The sequence below is a fragment of the Streptococcus sp. 27098_8_23 genome, assembly GCF_041432195.1.
Taxonomy (GTDB): domain Bacteria; phylum Bacillota; class Bacilli; order Lactobacillales; family Streptococcaceae; genus Streptococcus.
This window is the reverse complement of record NZ_JAPVZF010000002.1, coordinates 96,654-115,163: the sequence shown is the minus strand read 5'-3', so window position 1 is coordinate 115,163 and position 18,510 is coordinate 96,654. Positions and strand designations below refer to the sequence as shown.

26 protein-coding genes are annotated in these 18,510 nt (G+C 42.6%); all 26 read left to right on the top strand.

What is annotated here, in order from left to right; translation table 11 throughout:
• Positions 1–2 precede the first annotated feature (2 nt).
• The 26 genes from O3652_RS04495 (at position 3) to rplE (ending at position 18,508) form a co-directional block, all read left to right on the top strand.
• A complete protein-coding gene (locus tag O3652_RS04495) occupies positions 3–983 on the top strand; it encodes an NAD(P)-dependent oxidoreductase (protein WP_070569353.1) in 981 nt (326 codons plus the stop codon).
• A complete protein-coding gene (locus O3652_RS04490) occupies positions 958–1,773 on the top strand; it encodes an MBL fold metallo-hydrolase (RefSeq protein ID WP_070569350.1) in 816 nt (271 codons plus the stop codon). The genes O3652_RS04495 and O3652_RS04490 overlap by 26 nt, the downstream gene beginning before the upstream one ends.
• A complete protein-coding gene (locus O3652_RS04485; RefSeq protein WP_125412443.1) occupies positions 1,751–3,013 on the top strand; it encodes a F390 synthetase-related protein in 1,263 nt (420 codons plus the stop codon). The genes O3652_RS04490 and O3652_RS04485 overlap by 23 nt, the downstream gene beginning before the upstream one ends.
• A 14-nt stretch (positions 3,014–3,027) precedes the next feature.
• A complete protein-coding gene (locus O3652_RS04480) occupies positions 3,028–3,972 on the top strand; it encodes a 3-oxoacyl-[acyl-carrier-protein] synthase III C-terminal domain-containing protein (protein WP_070569343.1) in 945 nt (314 codons plus the stop codon).
• A 135-nt stretch (positions 3,973–4,107) separates the two neighbouring features.
• Positions 4,108–5,640, top strand: a complete 1,533-nt coding sequence (gene cls, locus O3652_RS04475; protein ID WP_125412441.1) for a cardiolipin synthase — start codon at positions 4,108–4,110, stop codon at positions 5,638–5,640.
• 73 nt (positions 5,641–5,713) lie between these two features.
• The gene (locus O3652_RS04470) at positions 5,714–5,857 is read left to right on the top strand and encodes a hypothetical protein (protein WP_000933184.1); all 144 of its coding nucleotides are present in this window, start codon (positions 5,714–5,716) and stop codon (positions 5,855–5,857) included.
• Positions 5,858–5,892: 35 nt separating this feature from the next.
• On the top strand, positions 5,893–7,410 hold the full coding sequence (locus O3652_RS04465; protein WP_125412439.1) for a damage-inducible protein CinA: 1,518 nt from the start codon (positions 5,893–5,895) through the stop codon (positions 7,408–7,410).
• Between the two features lie 120 nt (positions 7,411–7,530).
• Positions 7,531–9,738, top strand: coding sequence for an anaerobic ribonucleoside-triphosphate reductase (gene nrdD / locus O3652_RS04460; RefSeq protein WP_049477387.1), 2,208 nt, complete (start codon positions 7,531–7,533; stop codon positions 9,736–9,738).
• Between the two features lie 11 nt (positions 9,739–9,749).
• Positions 9,750–9,890, top strand: coding sequence for a hypothetical protein (locus tag O3652_RS04455; RefSeq protein WP_000521625.1), 141 nt, complete (start codon positions 9,750–9,752; stop codon positions 9,888–9,890).
• Between the two features lie 43 nt (positions 9,891–9,933).
• Complete coding sequence (locus O3652_RS04450) at positions 9,934–10,434, top strand: GNAT family N-acetyltransferase (RefSeq protein WP_125412437.1); 501 nt, start codon at positions 9,934–9,936, stop codon at positions 10,432–10,434.
• Between the two features lie 4 nt (positions 10,435–10,438).
• Complete coding sequence (gene nrdG, locus O3652_RS04445) at positions 10,439–11,035, top strand: anaerobic ribonucleoside-triphosphate reductase activating protein (RefSeq protein ID WP_070569331.1); 597 nt, start codon at positions 10,439–10,441, stop codon at positions 11,033–11,035.
• Complete coding sequence (locus tag O3652_RS04440; protein WP_070569328.1) at positions 11,032–11,658, top strand: uridine kinase; 627 nt, start codon at positions 11,032–11,034, stop codon at positions 11,656–11,658. Before nrdG ends, O3652_RS04440 begins: the two co-directional genes overlap by 4 nt.
• Before the next feature lie 264 nt (positions 11,659–11,922).
• Positions 11,923–12,231, top strand: a complete 309-nt coding sequence (gene rpsJ / locus O3652_RS04435) for a 30S ribosomal protein S10 (protein WP_001284513.1) — start codon at positions 11,923–11,925, stop codon at positions 12,229–12,231.
• Between the two features lie 82 nt (positions 12,232–12,313).
• Positions 12,314–12,940, top strand: coding sequence for a 50S ribosomal protein L3 (rplC, locus tag O3652_RS04430; protein ID WP_000160197.1), 627 nt, complete (start codon positions 12,314–12,316; stop codon positions 12,938–12,940).
• A 24-nt stretch (positions 12,941–12,964) separates the two neighbouring features.
• Positions 12,965–13,588, top strand: a complete 624-nt coding sequence (gene rplD / locus O3652_RS04425) for a 50S ribosomal protein L4 (protein WP_000024537.1) — start codon at positions 12,965–12,967, stop codon at positions 13,586–13,588.
• Positions 13,588–13,884: a 50S ribosomal protein L23 gene (locus O3652_RS04420; RefSeq protein WP_001055347.1), complete on the top strand. Its 297-nt coding sequence runs from the start codon at positions 13,588–13,590 to the stop codon at positions 13,882–13,884. The genes rplD and O3652_RS04420 overlap by 1 nt, the downstream gene beginning before the upstream one ends.
• A gap of 17 nt (positions 13,885–13,901) precedes the next feature.
• On the top strand, positions 13,902–14,735 hold the full coding sequence (rplB, locus tag O3652_RS04415; protein ID WP_000512910.1) for a 50S ribosomal protein L2: 834 nt from the start codon (positions 13,902–13,904) through the stop codon (positions 14,733–14,735).
• A 103-nt stretch (positions 14,736–14,838) separates the two neighbouring features.
• Positions 14,839–15,120 carry a 30S ribosomal protein S19 gene (gene rpsS / locus O3652_RS04410; protein ID WP_000533766.1) on the top strand — a complete coding sequence of 94 codons (282 nt, stop codon included), beginning with the start codon at positions 14,839–14,841 and terminating at the stop codon, positions 15,118–15,120.
• Positions 15,121–15,131: 11 nt separating this feature from the next.
• Positions 15,132–15,476, top strand: coding sequence for a 50S ribosomal protein L22 (gene rplV, locus O3652_RS04405; RefSeq protein ID WP_000818137.1), 345 nt, complete (start codon positions 15,132–15,134; stop codon positions 15,474–15,476).
• 12 nt (positions 15,477–15,488) lie between these two features.
• Complete coding sequence (gene rpsC, locus O3652_RS04400) at positions 15,489–16,142, top strand: 30S ribosomal protein S3 (protein WP_000529936.1); 654 nt, start codon at positions 15,489–15,491, stop codon at positions 16,140–16,142.
• A 3-nt stretch (positions 16,143–16,145) separates the two neighbouring features.
• Positions 16,146–16,559 (top strand): 50S ribosomal protein L16, encoded by a 414-nt coding sequence (rplP, locus tag O3652_RS04395; protein ID WP_000960946.1) that lies wholly within the window; start codon positions 16,146–16,148, stop codon positions 16,557–16,559.
• 9 nt (positions 16,560–16,568) lie between these two features.
• Positions 16,569–16,775, top strand: coding sequence for a 50S ribosomal protein L29 (rpmC, locus tag O3652_RS04390; protein WP_000772918.1), 207 nt, complete (start codon positions 16,569–16,571; stop codon positions 16,773–16,775).
• Positions 16,776–16,799: 24 nt separating this feature from the next.
• Complete coding sequence (rpsQ, locus tag O3652_RS04385; protein ID WP_000440801.1) at positions 16,800–17,060, top strand: 30S ribosomal protein S17; 261 nt, start codon at positions 16,800–16,802, stop codon at positions 17,058–17,060.
• A 25-nt stretch (positions 17,061–17,085) separates the two neighbouring features.
• On the top strand, positions 17,086–17,454 hold the full coding sequence (gene rplN, locus O3652_RS04380) for a 50S ribosomal protein L14 (RefSeq protein ID WP_000616545.1): 369 nt from the start codon (positions 17,086–17,088) through the stop codon (positions 17,452–17,454).
• A gap of 182 nt (positions 17,455–17,636) precedes the next feature.
• On the top strand, positions 17,637–17,942 hold the full coding sequence (rplX, locus tag O3652_RS04375) for a 50S ribosomal protein L24 (protein WP_000497691.1): 306 nt from the start codon (positions 17,637–17,639) through the stop codon (positions 17,940–17,942).
• A gap of 23 nt (positions 17,943–17,965) precedes the next feature.
• Entirely contained in the window at positions 17,966–18,508 is a 543-nt protein-coding gene (rplE, locus tag O3652_RS04370; RefSeq protein WP_000013542.1) for a 50S ribosomal protein L5, read from the top strand.
• Positions 18,509–18,510: the final 2 nt, after the last annotated feature.

The following is an 18,510-nucleotide window of genomic DNA, read 5'->3' as shown; positions in this document are numbered from 1 at the left end:
GAATGAAGAAAGTATTGGTAACAGGTGCTACGGGCTTTCTAGGTAAGTATGTTGTTGAAGAGCTTAGTCAGCAGGGCTATCAGGTACGCGCTTTTGGACGCAATCGCAAGGTGGGTCAGTCTTTAGAAAACTCCTCTGTGGCATTTTTTCAGGGGGATTTGACCAAGCAAGAGAACTTGGCTCGGGCTTGTCAGGGGATGGACATGGTTGTGCATGCGGGTGCTCTTTCTACCGTTTGGGGGCCTTGGGAGGATTTCTACCAGACAAATGTCTTAGGGACCAAGTATGTTCTGGATGCTTGCCGAGAGGCTGGTATTCAGCGTTTGGTTTATGTGTCCTCGCCTAGCATCTATGCTGCGCCTCGAGATCAGCTAGCTATCAAAGAAAGTGCTGCGCCTCAGGAAAATAATCTGAACAACTACATTCGTAGTAAGCTGGCTTCGGAGAAGCTGTTTAAGGATTATCCCGATGTTCCGAGTATTATCTTACGACCTCGTGGGCTTTTTGGGATTGGGGATACCAGTATTTTGCCCCGAGTTCTCAAACTCAGTCAGAAGATTGGCATTCCCTTGATAGGGGATGGTTGTCAGCTCATGGATATGACCTGTGTGGAAAATGTCGCTCTGGCAATTCGCTTGGCACTAGAGACCCCTCAAGCTAGTGGCGAAGTTTATAATATTACCAATGGGGAACCAAGAGCCTTTAAGGATTTGATAGAAGAAACCTTGAGAGGGTTGGGCTATCCAATAACATACAGAAAAGTGCCAACTCCTCTTCTTTCAGTTATTGCTAGTAGTTTAGAGTTTCTGTATAAGGTCTTGAAACTCAAAGGTGAACCGCCTATGACACGCTATACCTATTATCTGCTCCGTTATAGTCAGACGTTGGACATCAGCAAGGCGGAGCGAGACTTGGGGTATCGCCCTCAAATCAGTATTTCGGAAGGGATTGAACAATATGTCCAAGATTATCGAAAGCATTGATTATTTCCCAGCAGGCTACTGTACCAGCTACACAGGTTTGCTATTTAAGGGAGTTAAGAATCAAAAGATGACCTTTCCAGCAGGTGTTTTTCTTATCAAACACAGGGACAAGGGCTATCTCCTCTATGACACAGGCTATCATTACGATATTAAGACCCGGCTTCGCTATGGTTTCTATCGGCTAGGAACGCCCGTTCAAATGACGGAGAAGGACCAGATTTCACGTTTGCTGGAAGCGAAGGGAATCAAACCAGAAGAAATTAACTATGTTCTTCTATCACACCTACATCCAGATCATCTGGGAGGAGCTAGTTTCTTTCCTCGTGCAACCTTTATCTTGACAAAAGAAGTATATGAAGTCTACCAAAAACCCAAGTTGAAAGACTTGATTTTCAAGGAGTTTTTACCAGCTTCTTTTGAGAAAAATATAACCATTATCAGAGCTGACCAGCAAGTTTCAACTTTTCCCTATCGTCCGATTTGTGATCTTTTTGGAGATGGCAGTATCCTAGTAGCCTCTGTTGACGGGCATGCTAGGGGGCAAGCCTGTCTATATTTTCCAGACCTTAATCTCCTCATTGCAGCGGACCTCTGTTGGGGAATTGACCTCTTACCTTATACCAAGCAGATGCACCTGATTCCTTCCTTGGTCCAGGATAATAGGGCCGACTATATCAGGGGGACAGAGTTTTTGGAGGAAGTCTTAAAGGACGGTATCGAGGTAGTTGTTAGCCATGATCCTGTAGAAAGGATAGAGTCAATCTTACATGAAAAAAATAACCTTTCTTAAAACCTTTATCCAAACTCGATGGCTTCATCATTTCAAATCTCGAGAAGCTGTAGAAAACTATCAGAAAAAGCAATTAGCTAACTATATGGACTTTTTAAAGCGAGAGTCGCCCTACTTTAAAAATGGGGTTCCTAGCAACTTTGACCATATGGACAAGGCTTTTATGATGGAACATTTCAATGAGCTCAACACCCAAGGAGTGGATCGTGATGAAGCCTTATCCTTAGCTATTGAAAGTGAGAAGACCCGTGACTTCACTGAACTTAAAGGGGAAGTAGCCGTCGGTCTGTCTTCAGGGACGTCTGGACATCGGGGGCTCTTTATCACAACAGAGAAAGAGCGAAGTATGTGGGCTGCGGCTATCTTGGCAAAGATGTTGCCCAAGGGGCAGCTTTTTGGACACCGCATCGCCTTTTTCCTGAGAGCTGATAATGAACTCTATCAGACCATCAATACAGCGCTCATTCGTCTAGAGTATTTTGATATTTTCAAACATACAGATGAGCATATCGAGCGACTCAACAACTATCAACCAACGATTATTGTGGCGCCAGCCTCGATGTTGATTGAATTGAGCAAGCGTCTCAAGGATGGAGAGTTAGCTATTAACCCACAAAAAATCGTTTCGGTGGCGGAAATCTTGGAAGATAGTGATAGGGTACGGATCGCAGAAGCCTTTTCACTATCCATCATTGACCAAGTTTATCAGGCGACAGAAGGTTTCCTAGCCTGCACTTGCTCAGCTGGCAATCTACATCTCAACGAAGACATTATCTTTGTGGAAAAGCAGTATCTAGATGACCGCCGTTTTTATCCAGTGATTACGGACTTTAAGCGAAGTAGTCAGCCTGTTTATCGCTACCAGCTCAATGATATCTTGGTTGAAAATCCGGAGCCTTGTCCCTGTGGCTCCTACTATACACGGATTGACAAGGTCGAAGGACGCTCTGATGATATCTTCTACTTTGAAGGGCAGAATGGGGGACAGGTAACGATCTATCCAGACTTTATCAGACGTTGTATCCTCTTTGTGGAGAATGTAGGAGATTACCGAGTTAAGCAACATTCCGAGAAATTAGTGGAAGTTTGTCTAAGCCAACGAGATGAGGACGTAGAGACAGCAATTTTAGCACAGTTCCAACTCTTGGCCCAGCAAAAAGAGTTCATAGTTCCTCAAATCCAATTTTCAGATTATCACTGGGATACTAGCCGTAAACTCAAACGTATCCAACGTTTATGAAAGGAAAAAAGACAATGACAGAAGTAAAAAGACATGTAGAAATCGCAGGTTATGGCATTTGCCTTCCAAAGCATACAGTTCAATTTAAAGACCAGACCCGTTATCGTGTAGTTGAAAATGAAGAAACGCAACTTGACTTGGCAGAGGGAGCTATCCACCGTGCACTTGAACATGCAAATTTGGATATTAAGGATATCGATTGCCTTGTATCAGCTAGTGCAGTTGGTGTTCAGCCTATCCCTTGTACGGCTGCCTTGATTCATGAGCGCGTGGCAAAAGGACTCTCAATTCCAGCAATGGACATCAATACGACCTGTACCAGCTTTATTTCTGCTCTATCGACTATGTCCCACTTGATTGAGGCGGGCGAATACAATCGTGTCTTGATTGTGTCTAGTGAGGTTGGTAGTTTAGGGCTCAATCCCAAGCAGAAAGAAAGTTTTGAACTCTTTAGTGATGGGGCAGCAGCCTTTATTTTCCAAAAAAGTCATCAGGAAAAAGGGGTCATTGCTAGTCTCCAACGTACTTGGTCAGAAGGGGCTCACGATACGGAGATTCGTGGAGGTCTGACTTCTTTTCAACCAAAAGAGTACTCTGAAGCGACGAAGACCAACTATATGTTTGACATGAAGGGGAAGAAAATCCTCCTCTTGTCTGCTCGTAAAATCCCAGTCATGTTTGAAGAGTTTCAAGAAAAAACACAGCTAGCCTTGGCAGACGTGGACTATATCATTCCTCACCAAGCAAGTCGTGCTCTTCCTTTGGTCATGGAAAAACTAGGTGTGGCTGAGGATCAGTACCTCAATCTCGTCACTGACTATGGAAATATGGTGTCAGTCTCTGTACCGTTTGGCTTGGCTTATTCTTTGGAGAATGGACTTATCAAGGAGGGAGATGTCGTCTACCTTATGGGGACTGCAGCTGGTATGACGGTCAATATGTTGGCTCTGAAATTGTAATAATCATCTAAACACGGAACGACTGGAACTTGAGCAAAGGTAAACGGTTGCCATCTACCCCTGAACTGAGGTATACTAGTAGAAACAGTAGTTTATTAAGCAGTTAAGGAGAATGTTAGAAAAGGAAGGGGATGTATGACAGCTAGAAAAATGCAGCTACTCATGTCCAAATATGGTTTTAGTATTACCATCATGTTGGCAGAGTTGTTTATCGTCTTTGGTTTATTTCTCTATCTAGGGCAAATGGCTCCAATTGTCTGGATTATCCTAGTCATTTTAGTGAGTTTAGCGACCATTGTATCGATTGTCAATCGGTCTATGAATCCTGAGAGTAAGGTAACATGGCTGTTAGTAGCCTTTGTGCCAGTGTTTGGCCCATTGCTCTATATCATGTTTGGAGAGCGTCGTTTATCTAAAAAAGAAATGAAGCAGCTAAAGCAGCTCCAATCAATGGTTGATCGAGAGGACAATAGCAGAGCTCTCCGTTTGGAGTTAAAAGAGCAGGACAAGTCAGCTTACGGAGTTATCAAATCACTCCTCAGTATGGATACGAATGCCGATGTCTATGATCGAACGGATACACAATTTTTTGCATCTGGTGAAAGCATGTGGCATCAGATGCTAGAGGATCTCAAGAAAGCTGAGAAGTTTATCTTTCTCGAATACTATATAATCGAAGAAGGTTTGATGTGGAATAGTATTTTGGAGATTTTGGAAGAAAAGGCAGCTCAAGGAGTAGAAGTGAAGCTTCTCTATGATGATATTGGTTGTATGGCAACCTTGCCTGGAGATTACACCATCCAGCTTCGTGGCCGAGGGATTGAAGCCCACAAATTTAATAAGGTGATTCCACGTTTGACTGTTGCTTATAACAACCGTGATCACCGTAAAATCATGATTATCGATGGTCAAATTGCCTATACAGGTGGTATCAATCTGGCTGATGAGTATATCAACCATATCGAACGCTTTGGTTATTGGAAGGATAGCGGTATTCGTCTGGATGGACCGGCAGTTAAAGCTTTTACCAGACTCTTTTTATCTGCCTGGTATATCAACCGTGGAGAGATTAGTGACTTTGACCAATACCATCTCGAAAATCAGCCCAAAGATGGGATGGGGCTCTGTATTCCCTATAGTAGTGGGCCAAAACCCATCTACAGAGCTCAAGTTGGAAAAACGGTCTACCAAAATCTTATCAATCAAGCTACAGATTACGTCTATATCACGACTCCCTATCTGATCGCCGACTACGATCTAACTGAAAGTATCAAAAATGCAGCTCTGAGAGGGGTAGATGTGCGAATTGTGACACCGTGTATCCCAGATAAGAAGGTTATTCAGTTAGTTACTCGAGGAGCTTATCCAGACTTGTTATCTGCAGGGGTTCGTATTTATGAGTACAGTCCGGGATTCCTTCATAGCAAGCAAATGCTTGTCGATGGAGAAGTGGCCACCGTGGGAACCATCAATTTTGACTATCGGAGCTTGCTTCACCACTATGAAAATGCCGTCTTACTTTATAGAACGCAGTCTATCATCGATATTGAAAGGGACTTCGAAGAGATTTTTAAAGTTTCTCAAGAAATTTATCCTCACACTATCAAAACCAGCTGGTATCAAAGCCTAATCAAGGAAATTGTCCAGTTGTTTGCACCTATGCTCTAACTATCGACCAAGATCTAGCCCAAGGCTGGGTCTTTTTTGTCTTCTTACGAATAGATAAGTAAAGGAGAAAACCATGCTTAATCTAGAAGATGATGATTTTATCAGAGAGTATAGAAATAGTCGCTTCCACCGTTTTCGTGAAATCGAACGCTTTGCGCTATTGGATAAGAAATTCAGCAAATATCAATCCCAAGCTGACATTCCTGTAAGATTTTGATATACTAAAACAGATAAACTTAGAGGAGAAAATGAATGAACGTATACGGGAAAATAGATGAGAAACAAGAAGAATCTCATTACCAAGACTGGTCAGTGCCAGAGAAACGAGAAGGAGCTCCCATTCCCTTTTTTAGTATTTTGCTTTGGAGTTTAGTGGCCACAGCCATTTCGGTTGCCCTACCTAATATTTTTGGTTTAGTCAGTCCGCAACAAACCCAGGATCTTTATACCGGTTGGGCCTTGCATCAAAATGGTCAAATGTATACAGATTATTTTGGGACGGAGGGATTGCTCTATTATGTGCTAACCTACCTTTTTCAAGGCAGTATTCTGATTGCTTTGGTTGAGTGGTTGGCTTTGTTTGGAGCAGGTGTTTTTCTTTTTAAGGCTGCGGATACTCTTGTCGGCCAAGAAAATGAAGCGAAGCGAGTTGTCTTTATTCTATACTTGCTTGTAGCGGGCCTCGCTTTTGGTGGCGGTTATGCTCTCTTGCTAGCCCTGCCTTTCCTATTTTATTCATTGAGTATCGTTACAAATTATCTAGCTTTTCCAAAGGATGATAAAGGATTTGTACGAGTGGGGATGAGCCTTGCTCTCGCTTTCTTCCTTGCGCCAATCCCAACCGTCTTGTTTGCGGCTGTACTGGCCTTGGGCATCATCGGCTATAATCTAGCTAAAGGTCACTTTGTTCATGGCTTATATCAGTTCTTTGCGTCAGCCCTAGGATTTTCACTCTTATTCTATCCTTTAGGCTACTATACAGTGTGGACAGGTAGTTTTGGAGATGCCATTAGCCAGACCTTGTATCCGGTAAATACTCTTAGCCTCTTTTCAAATTCGCATTTGCTTGAAAATGCAGCCTTCTACGGTTTGCTTGCTATTGGATTAGGTTCCCTTGTCTTGCTCTTTACAGGCTTGTTCCAGTCAAAACCAGCCAAGCAATATGCCCTCTCAATTGCTGCTAGCTTGGGATTGTTGGTTTCTTTGGGAATCTTGATTCTCTCCAAAGAACCTATCAACGGTACTCGTCTTGTGGTGCTAATTCCTTTCTTGGTCTTGCTCCTTCTGACAGGAATCAAGGAAGATGTTTCGGATGGAGGCGGTCGTCGTAGAAGAAGACGTGAGAAACAAACTTCTTTCCTTAAAGGAAATTTCTATCTACCACTGATTGCCCTTGCCTACCTTATTGTTCTTCCTATCGTGAGTCGCTACCTTTCGCACCCAGCGACTTATCAGGAGAGAGACCGTCTTGCTAGCGTGGTTAAACAACAAACGAGTTCTGAGGATCGTGTCTATGTTTGGGATGATCGTCCTGATTTCTACCGTACCAGTGAGCGCTTGGCGCCAACTTCTCTATCAACTCCAACACTCTATACTGCAAGCGATGAAAATAAAACTAAACTGATGAATGATCTGAAAGAGAATCAACCGAAGATGATTGTGGTCAATCAAAAAGTTGCCTTGTGGTCAGATGTAGAGAGCTGGCTCAGTGAAAACTATGAGCTTGTTCAGACAGATACTAGCGAGTTCAAACTTTATAAATCCAAATAACAAAAAATCAATATCTTGTGGAATTTTAAAATTTTTAGGATTTTTAACACAAGATATTGATTTTTATTTTTAGAGTGGTATAATACTTCATAGAACAACATTTTAGAAAAGAGCATGGATATGATTGTATTAGAAGAAAAGCTTGCAACCGTTCCCACCTTGTTCGTTGAAAAACGAGATGGTAGACGTGTGGTGTTTGATGTAGACAAGATTGACAAGGCTCTCCACAAGGCGGCGGAAAAGGTTATGGACGTTACGCCTCTAGTAGAAAAACGCCTAAATGGTCTAGTTGAAAGAATCGTGACTGAAATTCACAGTCGCTTCCCTCAAGGTGTCAAGATTTACGAAATTCAAAATGTCGTAGAACATGAACTCCTTGAAGCCAAAGAGTATGCGCTGGCTGAGGAGTATATCACTTATCGGACACAAAGGGATTTTGAGCGCTCAAAAGCGACAGATATAAACTTTAGTATCCATAAACTTCTCAATAAAGATCAAGCAGTTGTCAATGAAAATGCCAATAAAGACAGCGATGTCTTCAACACCCAACGTGATTTGACAGCAGGGATTGTTGGGAAATCAATCGGGCTACAAATGCTTCCTAAGCACGTAGCTAATGCTCACCAAAAAGGGGATATCCACTATCATGACTTGGACTACAGCCCCTACACTCCGATGACCAACTGCTGTTTGATTGATTTTAAAGGCATGCTGGAAAATGGTTTTAAGATTGGAAATGCAGAGGTAGAGAGTCCTAAGTCTATCCAGACTGCGACAGCTCAAATTTCACAAATCATCGCCAACGTTGCTTCTAGCCAGTACGGGGGCTGTTCAGCTGACCGTATCGATGAAGTCTTGGCGCCTTATGCGGAGAAGAATTACCAAAAGCACCTCAAGGATGCGGAAGAGTGGGTCTTGCCCGAGAAACGGGAAGATTATGCTTGGAAGAAAACGCAAAAGGACATCTACGATGCCATGCAATCTCTTGAGTATGAAATCAATACCCTCTTCACTTCAAATGGACAAACACCTTTTACTTCACTAGGTTTTGGTCTAGGAACTAGTCGTTTTGAGCGGGAAATTCAAAAAGCTATCTTGACCATCCGAATCAAGGGGCTTGGTTCAGAACACCGCACAGCCATCTTTCCTAAACTCATCTTTACGCTGAAAAGAGGACTCAACTTAGAGGAAGGTTCACCTAACTACGACATCAAACAGTTGGCTCTTGAGTGTGCAACCAAGCGGATGTACCCAGATGTCTTGTCCTATGATAAGATTATCGAACTGACTGGTTCTTTCAAGGTTCCTATGGGTTGTCGCTCCTTCCTCCAAGGCTGGAAAGATGAAAATGGTGTTGAGGTCAATTCAGGTCGTATGAATCTAGGTGTTGTGACGGTTAATCTGCCTCGTATCGCCCTCGAGTCTGAAGGAGATCTGAATAAGTTTTGGGAAATCTTCAACGAGAGAATGAACATTGCGGAGGATGCTCTGGTTTATCGTGTCGAACGAACCAAGGAAGCAACACCAGCAAATGCCCCTATCCTTTATCAGTATGGAGCCTTCGGCCGCCGTCTCGGAAAAGAAGAAAGTGTTGACCAACTCTTTAAGAATCGCCGTGCGACAGTTTCGCTGGGCTACATCGGTTTGTACGAAGTGGCTACAGTCTTCTTTGGAAATAGCTGGGAAAGCAATCCTGAAGCCAAGGAATTCACATTGGATATTATTCGCGATATGAAACGTCGTGTGGAAGAGTGGTCTGACCAATATGGTTACCATTTCTCGATCTACTCCACACCGTCTGAAAGTCTGACAGATCGCTTCTGTCGCTTAGACACAGAGAAGTTTGGTTCTATTCCTGACATCACGGATAAGGAATACTACACCAACTCGTTCCACTACGATGTCCGGAAAAATCCAACGCCGTTTGAAAAATTAGACTTTGAGAAAGTTTATCCAGAAGCAGGTGCGTCAGGTGGTTTTATCCATTATTGTGAGTATCCAGTTCTTCAACAAAATCCTAAAGCCTTGGAAGCTGTTTGGGACTATGCCTATGACCGTGTCGGCTATCTAGGGACCAATACTCCTATTGATCGTTGCTACAAGTGTGACTTTGAAGGGGATTTTGAACCAACTGAGCGAGGATTTGCTTGTCCAAACTGTGGCAATAGCGACCCTAAAACAGTAGATGTGGTCAAACGTACGTGTGGGTATCTGGGCAATCCTCAAGCGCGTCCGATGGTTAATGGACGCCACAAGGAAATCGCTGCGCGTGTCAAACACATGAACGGTTCAACAATTAAAACAGCAGGACATGAAGTAACAAATTAGAAGGAAATGGAATGGGGAAATACCAATTAGACGATAAGGGACGCGCACAAGTGACCCGTTATCACGAGAAACACTCGAAAGGTGGAACAGGTAAAAAAGAACGCTTGCTCAACCTCAGAGAACAGTTTTTAAACAAGAATAAGAAAAAATAAAAGTGAGAGTCTGCTCTCACTTTTCTCTTAATTGGAGGTGAAAATGATACTACGCAGACCGATATTGGCAGATAAAGAAACAGTTTTAGAGATGATGGCAGAGTTTGAACAAGCACATTCTCCTCATGATGGTGGGTTTTGGGAGACAGAGGCTTTTTCTTATGAAGAGTGGTTGGAAACAAATATGCAAAAAGAGATGGGAATAAACTTGCCTGAAAATCGTGTTCCTTCTATTCAATTTGTATCATTTGATGATGTAGGTCGTGCTCTAGGATTTTTGAATCTGCGATTGAAACTAAATGAGGGCTTGCTGAATCATGCTGGCCATATTGGCTACTCCATCCGCCCTTCTGAAAGAGGTAAAGGTTATGCCAAAGAAGCCCTCAGACAAGGCCTGCAAGTTGCTAAGGAAAAGAACATCAAAAAAGCACTTGTGACCTGTAGTACGGAAAATCCTGCTAGTAGGGCGGTGATTGTGGCAAATGGTGGGGTGTTTGAGGATGTTCGCAATGGTGTAGAACGTTACTGGATAGATTTGGAGTAAAAGGATGACATGGAATACACCAAAACCAGGTGAATGGAAAAGTGAGGAACTTAGTAAAGGGCGGATCATTGATTATAAGGCCTTTAACTTTGTCGATGGAGAAGGTGTGCGCAACTCTCTCTATGTATCAGGTTGCATGTTTCACTGCGAGGGATGCTATAATGTTGCGACTTGGTCTTTCAACGCAGGCATTCCCTATACGGCAGAATTAGAAGAACAAATCATGGAAGACCTTGCCCAACCCTATGTTCAAGGTTTGACCTTGCTAGGAGGAGAACCCTTTCTTAATACGGGCATTCTCTTGCCTCTCGTTAAGCGCATTCGAAAGGAATTACCAGAAAAAGACATCTGGTCCTGGACGGGTTATACTTGGGAAGAAATGATGCTGGAGACTCCAGATAAACTGGAACTCTTATCATTGATTGACATCCTTGTCGATGGACGGTATGATAAAAGCAAACGCAATCTTATGCTCCAGTTTCGAGGGTCTTCTAATCAACGAATTATCGATGTGCAAAAATCCCTCAAAAGTGGGCAAGTGGTGATTTGGAACAAGCTTAATGACGGAAAAGAAAGCTATGAGCAGGTGAAGAGAGAATGAAGAAAAAAGACCTGATAGAACAACTGGTTTCAGAGATCGAAACGGGAAGAATTAGGACGCTGGGGATCTACGGTCATGGGGCTTCAGGTAAATCAACCTTTGCACAGGAATTACATCAAGCCCTAGATTCTACTACAGTAAATTTACTAGAAACAGATCCCTATATCACCTCAGAACGTCACCTGGTAGTACCAAAGCAAGCGCCAGATCAAAAGGTGACAGCTTGTCTCCCAGTGGCGCATGAACTGGCAAGTTTACAGAGAGATATTCTCGCCTTGCAGGCAGGTATGGATGTCTTAACAATCGATGAACCGTGGAAGGCTAGCGAGGTCTTGTCTGGAGCCAAGCCGATTCTGATTGTTGAAGGGATGTCTGCGGGCTTTCTACCCAAGGAACTCTTTGACAAAACCATCTGTTTCTACACGGATGAGGAGACCGAATTAAAGAGGCGTCTAGCTCGAGATACGACTATGAGAAATCGCGATGCATCTTTTGTATTAGCTAGCCATCAGATGAGAAGGGAGCAGTACCTGCGATACTATAGAGAAACCGAATCTAAAGCGGACATTTTAGTAGATCAATCAGAAGATAAACTCAAGGTCAAAATGACACACATTATATAGAAAAAAGACGGTTTTTTATAGATATAAATCCGTAATCTTAGAAAGATTAAAAGAGAAAACAGTTTCATCCTAAAAAAACGAAAAAAAGCTTACAAATCCCTTGCAATCGCAGGGGCTTTGTGTTATTCTATTATGGTGCTGTAAATTACAGCCTTAGCTTTGATGCAAGAGGTTGCGACACGCTCGGTTGCATTGCCACGCAACGCGCGTCGGTTTTCTTGTGGAGCTAGCCTATTATCTTAAATAGACGAAAAGGAGAAAAAGATGGCAAACAAAAAAATCCGTATCCGTTTGAAAGCTTACGAACACCGTACGCTTGACACAGCGGCTGCAAAAATCGTAGAATCAGCTACTCGTACAGGTGCACAAGTTGCGGGTCCAATCCCACTTCCAACTGAGCGTAGCCTCTACACAATCATTCGTGCGACTCACAAATACAAAGACTCTCGCGAACAATTTGAAATGCGTACACACAAACGTTTGATCGATATCGTTAACCCAACTCAAAAAACAGTTGATGCGTTGATGAAATTGGATCTTCCAAGTGGTGTAAACGTAGAAATCAAGCTTTAATCCAAAGCTTGAAACCTTGAGCATGAAAAACGCTCGTTAAAAACTTTTTGAATAAAAAATATAGAAAAGGAACTATTTTCTCATGACAAAAGGAATCTTAGGGAAAAAAGTGGGAATGACTCAAATCTTCACTGAAGCTGGCGAATTGATCCCTGTAACAGTTATTGAAGCAACTCCAAACGTTGTTCTTCAAGTTAAAACTGTTGAAACAGACGGATACAACGCTATCCAAGTTGGTTTCGATGACAAACGCGAAGTTTTGAGCAACAAACCTGCTAAAGGACATGTAGCGAAAGCTAACACGGCTCCTAAGCGCTTCATTCGTGAATTCAAAAACGTTGAAGGCTTGGAAGTTGGTGCTGAAATCACAGTTGAAACATTCGCAGCTGGAGACGTTGTTGACGTAACTGGTACTTCTAAAGGTAAAGGTTTCCAAGGTGTTATCAAACGCCACGGACAATCACGTGGACCAATGGCTCACGGTTCTCGTTACCACCGTCGTCCAGGTTCTATGGGACCTGTTGCACCTAACCGCGTGTTCAAAGGTAAAAACCTTGCAGGACGTATGGGTGGCGACCGCGTAACAATTCAAAACCTTGAAGTTGTACAAGTTGTTCCAGAAAAGAACGTTATCCTTATCAAAGGTAACGTACCAGGTGCTAAGAAATCTCTTATCACTATCAAATCAGCAGTTAAAGCTGGTAAATAATAAAGAAAGGGGAAATCAGTCACAATGGCAAACGTAACATTATTTGACCAAACTGGTAAAGAAGCTGGCCAAGTTGTTCTTAACGATGCAGTATTTGGTATTGAACCAAATGAATCAGTTGTGTTTGATGTGATCATCAGCCAACGCGCAAGCCTTCGTCAAGGAACACACGCTGTTAAAAACCGCTCTGCAGTATCAGGTGGTGGACGCAAACCATGGCGTCAAAAAGGAACTGGACGTGCTCGTCAAGGTTCTATCCGCTCACCACAATGGCGTGGTGGTGGTGTTGTCTTCGGACCAACTCCACGTTCATACGGCTACAAACTTCCACAAAAAGTTCGTCGCCTAGCTCTTAAATCAGTTTACTCTGAAAAAGTTGCTGAAAACAAATTCGTAGCTGTAGACGCTCTTTCATTTACAGCTCCAAAAACTGCTGAATTTGCAAAAGTTCTTGCAGCATTGAGCATCGATTCTAAAGTTCTTGTTATCCTTGAAGAAGGAAATGAATTCGCAGCTCTTTCAGCTCGTAACCTTCCAAACGTGAAAGTTGCAACTGCTACAACTGCAAGTGTTCTTGACATCGCAAATAGCGACAAACTTCTTGTCACACAAGCAGCTATCTCTAAAATCGAGGAGGTTCTTGCATAATGAATTTGTATGATGTTATCAAAAAACCTGTTATCACTGAAAGCTCAATGGCTCAACTTGAAGCAGGAAAATATGTATTTGAAGTTGACACTCGTGCACACAAACTTTTGATCAAGCAAGCTGTTGAAGCTGCTTTCGAAGGTGTTAAAGTTGCCAATGTTAACACAATCAACGTAAAACCAAAAGCGAAACGTGTTGGACGTTACACTGGTTTTACTAACAAAACTAAAAAAGCTATCATCACACTTACAGCTGATTCAAAAGCAATCGAGTTGTTCGCTGCTGAAGCTGAATAATCTAAGGAGGAAATATCGTGGGAATTCGTGTTTATAAACCAACAACAAACGGTCGCCGTAATATGACTTCTTTGGATTTCGCTGAAATCACAACAAGCACTCCTGAAAAATCATTGCTTGTTGCTTTGAAGAGCAAGGCTGGTCGTAACAACAACGGTCGTATCACTGTTCGTCACCAAGGTGGTGGACACAAACGTTTCTACCGTTTGGTTGACTTCAAACGTAACAAAGACAACGTTGAAGCAGTTGTTAAAACTATCGAGTACGATCCAAACCGTTCTGCAAACATCGCTCTTGTACACTACACTGACGGTGTGAAAGCATACATTATCGCTCCAAAAGGTCTTGAAGTAGGTCAACGTATCGTTTCAGGTCCAGAAGCAGATATCAAAGTCGGAAACGCTCTTCCGCTTGCTAACATCCCAGTTGGTACTTTGATCCACAACATCGAGTTGAAACCAGGTCGTGGTGGAGAATTAGTTCGTGCAGCTGGAGCTTCTGCTCAAGTATTGGGTCAAGAAGGTAAATACGTTCTTGTTCGTCTTCAATCTGGCGAAGTTCGTATGATTCTTGGAACTTGTCGTGCTACAGTTGGTGTTGTCGGTAACGAACAACATGGACTTGTAAACCTTGGTAAAGCAGGACGTAGCCGTTGGAAAGGTATCCGCCCAACAGTTCGTGGTTCTGTAATGAACCCTAACGATCACCCACACGGTGGTGGTGAAGGTAAAGCACCAGTTGGTCGTAAAGCGCCATCTACTCCATGGGGCAAACCTGCTCTTGGTCTTAAAACTCGTAACAAGAAAGCGAAATCTGACAAACTTATCGTTCGTCGTCGCAACGAGAAATAATAGTAAGCTAGTCGCCTAAGCAACTAGGAAATCCGCCAGCTCGGTAGCGCTCCATGTGAGCGCAAGCCGCTGTGGTACAACATTTAAAGGAGAAAATATAAAAATGGGACGCAGTCTTAAAAAAGGACCTTTCGTCGATGAGCATTTGATGAAAAAAGTTGAAGCTCAAGCTAACGACGAAAAGAAAAAAGTTATCAAAACTTGGTCACGTCGTTCAACGATCTTCCCAAGTTTCATTGGTTACACTATTGCAGTTTATGACGGACGTAAACACGTACCTGTTTACATCCAAGAAGACATGGTAGGTCACAAACTTGGTGAATTTGCACCAACTCGTACTTACAAAGGTCACGCTGCAGACGACAAGAAAACACGTAGAAAATAAGGAGAACATAAATGGCAGAAATTACTTCAGCTAAAGCAATGGCTCGTACAGTACGTGTTTCACCTCGTAAATCACGTCTTGTTCTTGACAACATCCGTGGTAAAAGCGTAGCTGATGCTATTGCAATCTTGACATTCACACCAAACAAAGCTGCTGAAATCATCTTGAAAGTTTTGAATTCAGCTGTAGCTAACGCTGAAAACAACTTTGGTTTGGACAAAGCTAACTTGGTAGTATCTGAAGCATTCGCAAACGAAGGACCAACTATGAAACGTTTCCGTCCACGTGCGAAAGGTTCAGCTTCACCAATCAACAAACGTACAGCTCACATCACTGTGGCTGTTGCAGAAAAATAAGGAGGTAACATCGTGGGTCAAAAAGTACATCCAATTGGTATGCGTGTCGGCATCATCCGTGATTGGGATGCCAAATGGTATGCTGAAAAAGAATACGCGGATTACCTTCATGAAGATCTTGCAATCCGTAAATTCGTTCAAAAAGAACTTGCTGACGCAGCAGTTTCAACTATTGAAATTGAACGCGCAGTAAACAAAGTTAACGTTTCACTTCACACTGCTAAACCAGGTATGGTTATCGGTAAAGGTGGTGCTAACGTTGATGCACTCCGTGCAAAACTTAACAAATTGACTGGAAAACAAGTACACATCAACATCATCGAAATCAAACAACCTGATTTGGATGCTCACCTTGTAGGTGAAGGAATTGCTCGTCAATTGGAGCAACGTGTCGCTTTCCGTCGTGCACAAAAACAAGCAATCCAACGTGCAATGCGTGCTGGAGCAAAAGGGATCAAAACTCAAGTATCAGGTCGTTTGAACGGTGCAGATATCGCCCGTGCTGAAGGATACTCTGAAGGAACTGTTCCACTTCACACACTTCGTGCAGATATCGATTACGCTTGGGAAGAAGCAGATACTACATACGGTAAACTTGGTGTTAAAGTATGGATCTACCGTGGTGAAGTTCTTCCAGCTCGTAAAAACACTAAAGGAGGTAAATAACCAATGTTAGTACCTAAACGTGTTAAACACCGTCGTGAATTCCGTGGAAAAATGCGCGGTGAAGCAAAAGGTGGAAAAGAAGTAGCATTCGGTGAATACGGTCTTCAAGCTACAACTAGCCACTGGATCACTAACCGCCAAATCGAAGCTGCTCGTATCGCCATGACTCGTTACATGAAACGTGGTGGTAAAGTTTGGATTAAAATCTTCCCACACAAATCATACACTGCTAAAGCTATCGGTGTGCGTATGGGATCTGGTAAAGGGGCACCTGAAGGTTGGGTAGCACCAGTTAAACGTGGTAAAGTGATGTTCGAAATCGCTGGTGTATCTGAAGAGATTGCTCGCGAAGCGCTTCGTCTTGCAAGCCACAAATTGCCAGTTAAATGTAAATTCGTAAAACGTGAAGCAGAATAAGGAGAAGGCATGAAACTTAATGAAGTAAAAGAATTTGTTAAAGAACTTCGTGGTCTTTCTCAAGAAGAACTCGCGAAGCGCGAAAACGAATTGAAAAAAGAATTGTTTGAACTTCGTTTCCAAGCTGCTACTGGTCAATTGGAACAAACAGCTCGCTTGAAAGAAGTTAAAAAACAAATCGCTCGTATCAAAACAGTTCAATCTGAAGCGAAATAATAGACTAGGGAAGGAGAAATTTCAATGGAACGCAATAATCGTAAAGTTCTTGTTGGACGTGTTGTATCTGACAAAATGGACAAGACAATCACAGTTGTAGTTGAAACAAAACGTAACCACCCAGTCTATGGTAAACGTATTAACTACTCTAAAAAATACAAAGCACATGATGAAAACAATGTTGCCAAAGAAGGCGATATCGTACGTATCATGGAAACTCGTCCGCTTTCAGCTACAAAACGTTTCCGTCTTGTAGAAGTTGTTGAAGAAGCGGTCATCATCTAATCAAACCTGAAAGGAGAAAACTGAAATGATTCAAACAGAAACTCGTTTGAAAGTCGCAGACAACAGCGGTGCGCGCGAAATCTTGACTATCAAAGTTCTTGGTGGTTCAGGACGTAAATTTGCAAACATCGGTGATGTTATCGTGGCATCTGTAAAACAAGCTACTCCTGGTGGTGCGGTTAAAAAAGGTGACGTTGTAAAAGCTGTTATCGTTCGTACTAAATCAGGTGCTCGTCGTGCTGATGGTTCATACATCAAATTTGACGAAAACGCAGCAGTTATCATCCGTGAAGACAAAACTCCTCGCGGAACACGTATCTTTGGCCCAGTTGCACGTGAATTGCGTGAAGGTGGCTTCATGAAGATCGTGTCACTTGCTCCAGAAGTACTTTAATTTGTTGCTTAAAGAAAATTAAAACAAGTCTAGGAAGTAAGACGAAAGCATAACTTAAGTTAGGTGAGTTGAAACTGACGAAGGATTGCTTTGATTTTCGCAGAGCAAAAACAAACAAACTAGTCCCCTAGCTTCAGGCTAGGGTGCCCTTATGGGCGTAAGAAAAATCAAGGAGAAACCTAATGTTTGTAAAAAAAGGCGACAAAGTTCGCGTAATCGCTGGTAAAGATAAGGGAACAGAAGCTGTTGTCCTTACTGCCCTTCCAAAAGTAAACAAAGTTATCGTTGAAGGTGTTAACATCGTTAAGAAACACCAACGTCCAACTAACGAGCTTCCTCAAGGTGGTATCATCGAGAAAGAAGCAGCTATCCACGTATCAAACGTTCAAGTTTTGGACAAAAATGGTGTAGCTGGTCGTGTTGGTTACAAATTTGTAGACGGTAAAAAAGTTCGCTACAACAAAAAATCAGGCGAAGTGCTTGATTAATCACGAAGGAAAGGAGAAGTATAATGGCAAATCGTTTAAAAGAAAAATATCTTAATGAAGTAGTTCCTGCTTTGACAGAACAATTCAACTACTCATCAGTGATGGCTGTGCCTAAAGTAGATAAGATCGTTTTGAACATGGGTGTTGGTGAAGCTGTATCAAACGCTAAAAGTCTTGAAAAAGCTGCTGAAGAATTGGCACTTATCTCAGGTCAAAAACCACTTATCACTAAAGCTAAAAAATCAATCGCCGGCTTCCGTCTTCGTGAAGGTGTAGCGATCGGTGCAAAAGTTACCCTTCGTGGTGAACGTATGTACGAATTCTTGGACAAATTGGTTTCAGTTTCACTTCCACGTGTGCGTGACTTCCACGGTGTTCCAACAAAATCATTTGATGGACGCGGAAACTACACACTTGGTGTGAAAGAACAATTGATCTTCCCAGAAATCAACTTTGATGACGTTGACAAAACTCGTGGTCTTGACATCGTTATCGTAACAACTGCTAACACTGACGAAGAGTCACGTGCATTGCTTACAGGCCTTGGAATGCCTTTTGCAAAATAATA

Excerpts from the sequence above, each read along its gene's own strand:
- O3652_RS04495 (WP_070569353.1), top strand. The coding sequence starts at position 3 with ATGAAGAAAGTATTGGTAACAGGTGCTACGGGCTTTCTAGGTAAGTAT.
- O3652_RS04490 (WP_070569350.1), top strand. The coding sequence starts at position 958 with ATGTCCAAGATTATCGAAAGCATTGATTATTTCCCAGCAGGCTACTGT.
- O3652_RS04485 (WP_125412443.1), top strand. The coding sequence starts at position 1,751 with ATGAAAAAAATAACCTTTCTTAAAACCTTTATCCAAACTCGATGGCTT.
- O3652_RS04480 (WP_070569343.1), top strand. The coding sequence starts at position 3,028 with ATGACAGAAGTAAAAAGACATGTAGAAATCGCAGGTTATGGCATTTGC.
- cls (WP_125412441.1), top strand. The coding sequence starts at position 4,108 with ATGACAGCTAGAAAAATGCAGCTACTCATGTCCAAATATGGTTTTAGT.
- O3652_RS04470 (WP_000933184.1), top strand. The coding sequence starts at position 5,714 with ATGCTTAATCTAGAAGATGATGATTTTATCAGAGAGTATAGAAATAGT.
- O3652_RS04465 (WP_125412439.1), top strand. The coding sequence starts at position 5,893 with ATGAACGTATACGGGAAAATAGATGAGAAACAAGAAGAATCTCATTAC.
- nrdD (WP_049477387.1), top strand. The coding sequence starts at position 7,531 with ATGATTGTATTAGAAGAAAAGCTTGCAACCGTTCCCACCTTGTTCGTT.
- O3652_RS04455 (WP_000521625.1), top strand. The coding sequence starts at position 9,750 with ATGGGGAAATACCAATTAGACGATAAGGGACGCGCACAAGTGACCCGT.
- O3652_RS04450 (WP_125412437.1), top strand. The coding sequence starts at position 9,934 with ATGATACTACGCAGACCGATATTGGCAGATAAAGAAACAGTTTTAGAG.
- nrdG (WP_070569331.1), top strand. The coding sequence starts at position 10,439 with ATGACATGGAATACACCAAAACCAGGTGAATGGAAAAGTGAGGAACTT.
- O3652_RS04440 (WP_070569328.1), top strand. The coding sequence starts at position 11,032 with ATGAAGAAAAAAGACCTGATAGAACAACTGGTTTCAGAGATCGAAACG.
- rpsJ (WP_001284513.1), top strand. The coding sequence starts at position 11,923 with ATGGCAAACAAAAAAATCCGTATCCGTTTGAAAGCTTACGAACACCGT.
- rplC (WP_000160197.1), top strand. The coding sequence starts at position 12,314 with ATGACAAAAGGAATCTTAGGGAAAAAAGTGGGAATGACTCAAATCTTC.
- rplD (WP_000024537.1), top strand. The coding sequence starts at position 12,965 with ATGGCAAACGTAACATTATTTGACCAAACTGGTAAAGAAGCTGGCCAA.
- O3652_RS04420 (WP_001055347.1), top strand. The coding sequence starts at position 13,588 with ATGAATTTGTATGATGTTATCAAAAAACCTGTTATCACTGAAAGCTCA.
- rpsS (WP_000533766.1), top strand. The coding sequence starts at position 14,839 with ATGGGACGCAGTCTTAAAAAAGGACCTTTCGTCGATGAGCATTTGATG.
- rplV (WP_000818137.1), top strand. The coding sequence starts at position 15,132 with ATGGCAGAAATTACTTCAGCTAAAGCAATGGCTCGTACAGTACGTGTT.
- rplP (WP_000960946.1), top strand. The coding sequence starts at position 16,146 with ATGTTAGTACCTAAACGTGTTAAACACCGTCGTGAATTCCGTGGAAAA.
- rpmC (WP_000772918.1), top strand. The coding sequence starts at position 16,569 with ATGAAACTTAATGAAGTAAAAGAATTTGTTAAAGAACTTCGTGGTCTT.
- rpsQ (WP_000440801.1), top strand. The coding sequence starts at position 16,800 with ATGGAACGCAATAATCGTAAAGTTCTTGTTGGACGTGTTGTATCTGAC.
- rplN (WP_000616545.1), top strand. The coding sequence starts at position 17,086 with ATGATTCAAACAGAAACTCGTTTGAAAGTCGCAGACAACAGCGGTGCG.
- rplX (WP_000497691.1), top strand. The coding sequence starts at position 17,637 with ATGTTTGTAAAAAAAGGCGACAAAGTTCGCGTAATCGCTGGTAAAGAT.
- rplE (WP_000013542.1), top strand. The coding sequence starts at position 17,966 with ATGGCAAATCGTTTAAAAGAAAAATATCTTAATGAAGTAGTTCCTGCT.